We start from the raw sequence: 6,047 nt of genomic DNA, 5'->3' as shown, positions 1-6,047 counted from the left end.
CCGCCCCACCGCGGCCCACCTCGAACGGGACGGCCTCCTGATGCCCTCCACCCTTCGCTCCGCGCGCACCTGGCAGCTCCCGACGGCGGCCGTGTTCGCGACGATGGCCTCGGCGATCGGCCTCGCGCGGCTGATCCACCTCGGCGCGTGGTTCTTCGTGCTGCTGCTGGTCTCGCTGCTGATCGCGGGCGCCGGCATCGGGCTGCGGGCGGCGAACGTGCCGCGTCCGCTGATCGTGCTCGCGCAAGCGGTCGTCGTCGTCGTGGCGCTGGCGCTGCTGTTCGCGCACGACACCGCGATCGGCGGGATCGTCCCCGGGCCCGGCGCCCTGCGCGAGCTGGCCGACCGGGTCAGCGCGGGCGGGAACGACCTGAAGCAGTTCTCGGTGCCGGCCCCGGCCACGCCGAACATCACGGTCCTGATGTCGGTGTGCGGCGCCGGGTACGCCTTCGCGATCGAGGTCATAGCCGTGACCTGCCGCCGTCCGGTGGTGGCCGGGGCGCCGATCCTGGCGGTCTACCTGATCCCGGCGACGCGGCAGCCCGGCGGCTACAGCTGGCTCGCCTTCGCCTGCGCGGCGGCCGGCTACCTGGCGCTGGTCGGCACGGACGGCCACGAGCGGCTCGGCCAGTGGGGCCGGGCCGTGCAGCGCAGCGGGCGGCCCTCGCTGGTGGGCGCCACGAACTCGGGGCTGACCCGGCAGATCGCGACCTGGTCGATCCTCGCGGCCTTGTTCGTCCCTCTGCTGATCCCGGCAACTCCGCAGATCTTCCACTTCGCCGGCGGCGGCTCGGGCGGCGGGAACGGCGGCAACGGCACCATCTATCTGAACCAGAGCGTGGACATCGCCCGGGACCTGCAGAGTCCTACGGCGGTCCAGCTCTTCCAGTACCACACCGATTCCGCCAGCCCGCTGCGCGAGTACTTCCAGCAGGAGGTGCTGACCCAGTTCAACGGCACCGAATGGGATCCGGCGAGCAGCGCCGTCCCCGGCGACCCCGGCTCGGTCACGGTGCCCGGCCTGACGGACTCGGCCGTCGCCCGCACGACGGTGCACGTCTCGGTGACCGTCGACGGCAACTTCGGCTTCAGCTCGGCCCCCACTCCGTACGCGACGACGGACGAGGTCGGGCTGCCGGACGTGCAGATCGACCAGAACACGCTCACCGTCTACGTGAACGACGGCGGCGACCACTCGCGCCAGGGCGCGCACTACACGACCACGAGCTGGCAGGTGACGCCGACGGCGGCGCAGCTCCAGGAGGCGACGGTCGGCCAGGACTCACTCGCGAAGAACTACCTGTCGCTCCCCTCGAGCGTGAAGCAGCTGCTCAAGTCGGACGCCGAGCAGATCACGGCGGGCGATGTGACGCCGTACCAGCAGGCGATGGCGCTCGAGGACTACTTCCTGGCGAACTTCAAGTACACGCTGAACCCGAAGATCAGCGGCACCGGCGTCTCGGCGATCGAGAGCTTCCTGCAGACGAGGCAGGGCTTCTGCCAGCAGTTCGCCGCGACGATGGCGGCGATGGCCCGCGCGCTCGGCATACCGGCCGTGGTCGCGGTCGGCTACACGCCGGGCCAGGAGACCTCGGACGGCGGCTACCAGGTCACCACGCACGACGCGCATGCGTGGCCGCTGCTGTACTTCGACGGCATCGGCTGGGTCCAGTTCGAGCCGACCCCGAGCATCGTGTCCACCGGCCGCGCGGACGTGCAGCCGTGGACGGTCACGCAGGCTCAGTCCTCCGCGTCGGCCGGAGCGAGCGCCTCGTCGGCCGCGTCCGCCGCGCCGAGCAGTACCTCGTCGGCGGGCAAGTGCGCGAACGGCACCTCCCCGAAGCTGCGGCACGTCTCCGAGCAGGACGCGACCTCCGGGTGCGGCAACCAGACCGCGAGCTCCGCCGCGACGAGCACGCCCTTCGCGTCATGGGGCCCGTTCGGAGTAATCCCGCGAACTTTCGACGACTGGTTCCTGAGCGGCAGCCCGATCCAAGTCGGCGTGAAACTGCTGTTGCTGCTGTTGCTCCTCGCCGCGGCCACGCCCGGCATCGCCCGGCTGCGGCGGCGCCGTAAGCGCAGAAAGCTGCTGCGCAAGGCCGCGGCCGACGGCGGGCCGAAGAAGCCGAAAACGCAATCGGGCGAGGAACCCGGCGACGACGGGCTGTCCGTCGGCGCCGCGGCCGGCCCCGGCGGCGGGACGGCGACCCTCATAGCGCCCTCCGCGGTCTCCACGGAGGCGCGGCGCGAGCTCGCGTTCGCGGCGTGGGAGGAGCTGCGCGAGTACGCCAGAGACCTCGGCTACGCCTGGTCGGAGAGCGATACCCCGCGCCAGCTCGCCGGGCGTCTCGCGGTGGCTGCGGACTTCGACGGCGAGAGCGAGGCGGCGGTAGGCCGGGTGACGACTCTGGTCGAGCGGGCGGTCTACTCCCCGGACCCGCGTATCGGGGCGGACGAGGCGCGCACGCTGCCCGGCGACGTCAACCGGGTGCGCACCGCGCTCGGCGCCGCGGCGGGCCGGGCAGCGCGGCTGCGCGCGGCCGTGCTGCCGAGCTCCTCGCTGGACAACATCCGGCTGCCCTGGCACCGCAAGCGGCACTAGCGGCACTGGCGGCGCTGGCGGCAGTAGCGGCGCCGGCGGTGCGGGCGGCGCTGGCGGCGCTGGCGGCGCTGGCGGCCGCCGGTATCAGGACCCGGTCATGAACAGCCAGGCGTTGGCGACGCTGGCGGCGCTGGCGGCCGCCGGTGTCAGGATCGGGTCATGAACAGCCAGGCGTTGGCGACGCCGCCGATCAGCGAGATCACGCTGGAGGCCGGGAGCCAGTAGAGGCCGTCGTCGCCGGCGAGCTGGACGACCCGGCCCGCGGCAAGGCGGGCTCCCGGACCACCGGGGCACGCGCATGCGCGTGCGACGGCTCCCCGGGCACGCAACGGCAGGCTCCGCCCGGCATGCGCGTGCGAGCAGGCTCCTCCCCGTGCGCGCGCGTGCAACGGCAGGCTCCCCGGGCACGCGCACGAGAGGCAGCCTCCTCCGCGGGCACGCGCGGGCGACGGCAGCCAGCAGCGGCACGATGGCGCGACGCCCCGCGCGAAACTCGCGCCGCCTAGAAGCCGTCGCGCTCCCTGCGCTGCTGCCAGCGCAGCTCCATCCGCTGCATGAAGCCGCCGCGCGGGCCGCCGGTGGACGCGCGACGGGCGGCCTTGGCCTTGACCGCCGGGACGATCTCGCCCGGCGCGGGCATCCGCCGCCAGCAGGTCCAGGCGATCCACGCGCACCCGACGAAGACGGCGCCGCCCGCGATCTCGAGGGCCGGCAGGTGGTGCGTGGCGACGAGGCCGTAGACCAGGGCGGCGATGCCGAGCAGCATGCCGACGCAGGCAAGCAGCAGACGCAGCTTGAGCCGTCGGCGCAAGCGGTCGCCCTGCAGCGCGGAGGCGAACTTCGGGTCCTCGTCCTGGAGGGCCCGCTCCAGCTGCTCAAGGAGCCGCTGCTCGTGCTCGGACAGTGGCACGGATTCCTCCTCGAATTCTTTCTACGCCGGACACACGCTTGTCGCGCGGGCGTGGTTGCGCCCGGGCTCCACCGGTGCCCACCTCCAGAATAGGCAGCCCCGGGCCGGGAAGGAACGGGATACCCGGGTATATCCCCCACTCGAGCCCCGCGCACGCCGACCTGACGACCAGTCGGACACGCTCGGTGACCTTCGGTGGCCGTTTTCGCGGATATCGACCGATTCGGTCACGCTCCGGGGCGGGAGGCGAGCACGTGCAGCCGGGTCGCGAGCGCCCGGAACTCGGGCCGGGAAGCCGTAGCGAGCTCCAACTCGATCAGGTCCGGGTCGTCGGCCGCGGCGGTCGGCACCAGGTCGGCGAACAGCAGCACGCCGTGCTGCGAGACGACGTCGAGCCCGGCGGCCACGACCAGCTCGACCAGCGCGTCCTCGGTGAACCGGCGCGGGGTCGGGCCGTGCAGCGCGGTCAGCGCGCCGGCCACGTTGCCGTTCAGCGCCCGGGCGACGACCAGCCCGTCCCTGCTGGCCGCGAGCACGCTGGCCAGGCCGCCGGGCCGCAGCACCCGTGCCGCGGCGCCCATGCCCTCGACCGGGTCGTCCGCGACCTCGAGCACGCCGTGGCACAGGACCGCGTCCGCGCTCTCCTTGGCGACGGCGTCGAAGACCGAGCCCAGGTCCCCCTGCACCGCGCGCACCCGCTCAGACACGCCCTCCTCGTCGGCCCGCCGCTCCAGCGACGCGAGCGCGTCCGGGCTCGGGTCGACCACGGTCACCCGGTGCCCGAGCCGGGCCAGCGGCACCGCGAAGCCGCCGGTCCCGCCGCCGAGGTCCACGACGTCCAGCGCGCCGCCCCCGGTGCTCCCGGCCAGCCTGGCCAGGCCGCCGACCAGCACCTCCCACACCACCCCGGTGCGCGCCGACGTCCCCGGTTGAGTGCGCTCTGCTGCCATGGCCGGCACGTCCTTTTCTGTGACTGGAGAACCGCACCCAGCCTAGTGGCCGACGGCCCGCGCGGGCAGCGCGGCGCGGGCGACCTCGGCTGAGTCCACCGGTTCGAGGGCGGGGTCGTCGACGGAGAAGGTGCCGATCCGGCCGGGCGGGGTGTCCGGGCCCTCGAAGCGGACGGTGACCCGGCCGAGGCCGGCGCCCTGCACCCAGCCCGGGCCGCGCTCGGCGTGCCGGACGTCCTTGCCGGCGAGCCAGCGGCGGCCCTCGGACGCGACCGGGACCGGACCGTAGAGGGTGACGGCGGGGACGGCGGAAGGCGCACCGGGGACGGCCGAGGGCGCGGTGGCGCCGGGGACGGCCGAGGGCGCCGGGTCCGGCTGCGCTCGGACCGCTGCGGCCTCGCCTTCCCGCTCCGGCTCGCCGTCCGCCTCGTCCTCCTCGGCGGCGAGGCCTTCGAGCTCTGCGATCAGATCGCCCTGGGCGTATTCGGCCAGGCCCGAGATGCCGACGCCGAGCAGGCGGATGCCGTGCATCTGGCCGGTCGCGGCGTCGGCGGCACCGTCGACGAGGCGCAGCGCGGCCGGGATCAGCAGGCGGGGGTCGTCGGTGGGCGCGGCGAGGGTCTCGGAGCGGGTGACGGTGGTGAAGTCGTGGCCGCGCGCCTTGACCGTGACGGTCCGGCCGGTGTGCCCGCTCTCCTTCAGCCGCCGTACGACGCGCTCGGCCAGCTCCGTGATCGCCGCCCGGATCGCCGGGCGGTCCATCAGGTCGTGCGGGTAGGTGTCCTCCACGCTGACCGACTTCGTCTCGCGGTCCGGACTCACCTCGCGATCATCCTGGCCGCGGGAGAGCCGGTAGAGCTGGCCGCCCCACGCGTGCCCGAGCAGGCCGACGAGCTCGGACTCGCTCAGCGCCCGGAGCTGCGCGACCGTCGTCGCGCCGAGTTTCAGCAGCCGGTCGGCGGTCGCCGGGCCGACGCCCCACAGCTTGCGGACCGGGAGCGGGTCGAGCCATTCCTGCTCGGATCCGCCCGCGACGACGACGCAGCCGTGCGGCTTCTCGGCATCCGAGGCGACCTTCGCCACCAGCTTCGAGGTGCCCGCGCCGACCGAGGCCGTCAGCCCGGTGCGCTGCTCGACCTGGTCGCTTATCCGGCGGGCCAGCGCGCGCACGTCCTCGACGGTTCCGGGGCCGCCGTCCGGCATCGCGGCGAGGTCGATGAACGCCTCGTCCAGGCTGACCGGCTCGACCAGCGGCGTGACCTCCCGCAGCAGGCCCATCACCACCTGGCTGACCTCGTGGTACGCGCCGAATCTCGGGAACAGGTACGCCGCGTTCGGGCACCGCCTGCGGGCCACGGCGGTGGGCATCGCCGAGCCGATGCCGTACACCCGCGCCTCATAGCTCGCCGTGGAGACGACTCCGCGCAGCCCGACTCCGCCGACGACCACGGGCTTTCCGCGCAGGCTCGGCTTGTGCCGCTGCTCCACGGCGGCGAAGAAGGCGTCCATGTCGATGTGGAGGATCGACGGAACGGCGCGCATGACACCATCCTGCACGTCACCACCGACAAAAGGCTGCTAACGA

At 73.8% G+C, this 6,047-nt stretch carries 5 protein-coding genes; 1 reads left to right on the top strand and 4 read right to left on the bottom strand.

Going from position 1 to position 6,047, the window contains the following annotated elements:
* Positions 1-2,602: transglutaminase TgpA family protein (locus KDK95_RS25870; RefSeq protein ID WP_212520892.1), on the top strand; the 2,602-nt coding region annotated here is incomplete at its 5' end.
* A 146-nt stretch (positions 2,603-2,748) separates the two neighbouring features.
* Here the strand turns inward: KDK95_RS25870 and KDK95_RS25865 are convergent.
* The 4 genes from KDK95_RS25865 to KDK95_RS25850 form a co-directional block, all read right to left on the bottom strand.
* The gene (locus KDK95_RS25865; RefSeq protein WP_212520891.1) at positions 2,749-2,931 is read right to left on the bottom strand and encodes a hypothetical protein; all 183 of its coding nucleotides are present in this window, start codon (positions 2,929-2,931) and stop codon (positions 2,749-2,751) included.
* A gap of 173 nt (positions 2,932-3,104) precedes the next feature.
* Positions 3,105-3,512 (bottom strand): SCO2097 family morphological protein, encoded by a 408-nt coding sequence (locus KDK95_RS25860; RefSeq protein ID WP_212520890.1) that lies wholly within the window; start codon positions 3,510-3,512, stop codon positions 3,105-3,107.
* A 227-nt stretch (positions 3,513-3,739) separates the two neighbouring features.
* Positions 3,740-4,462 (bottom strand): methyltransferase domain-containing protein, encoded by a 723-nt coding sequence (locus KDK95_RS25855; RefSeq protein WP_212520889.1) that lies wholly within the window; start codon positions 4,460-4,462, stop codon positions 3,740-3,742.
* Between the two features lie 42 nt (positions 4,463-4,504).
* Positions 4,505-6,004, bottom strand: a complete 1,500-nt coding sequence (locus KDK95_RS25850) for a DNA polymerase IV (RefSeq protein ID WP_212520888.1) — start codon at positions 6,002-6,004, stop codon at positions 4,505-4,507.
* Positions 6,005-6,047 lie beyond the last annotated feature (43 nt).

Source organism: Actinospica acidithermotolerans, assembly GCF_018139625.1.
Classification (GTDB): Bacteria; Actinomycetota; Actinomycetes; order Streptomycetales; family Catenulisporaceae; genus Actinospica; species Actinospica acidithermotolerans.
The sequence above is the reverse complement of the archived record's forward strand: the minus strand, read 5'-3'. Positions and strand labels throughout refer to the sequence as shown.

What these genes read in the sequence shown, in the direction of transcription:
- KDK95_RS25850 (WP_212520888.1), bottom strand. Translation starts at nt 6,004, where the DNA reads ATGCGCGCCGTTCCGTCGATCCTCCACATCGACATGGACGCCTTCTTC.
- KDK95_RS25855 (WP_212520889.1), bottom strand. Translation starts at nt 4,462, where the DNA reads ATGGCAGCAGAGCGCACTCAACCGGGGACGTCGGCGCGCACCGGGGTG.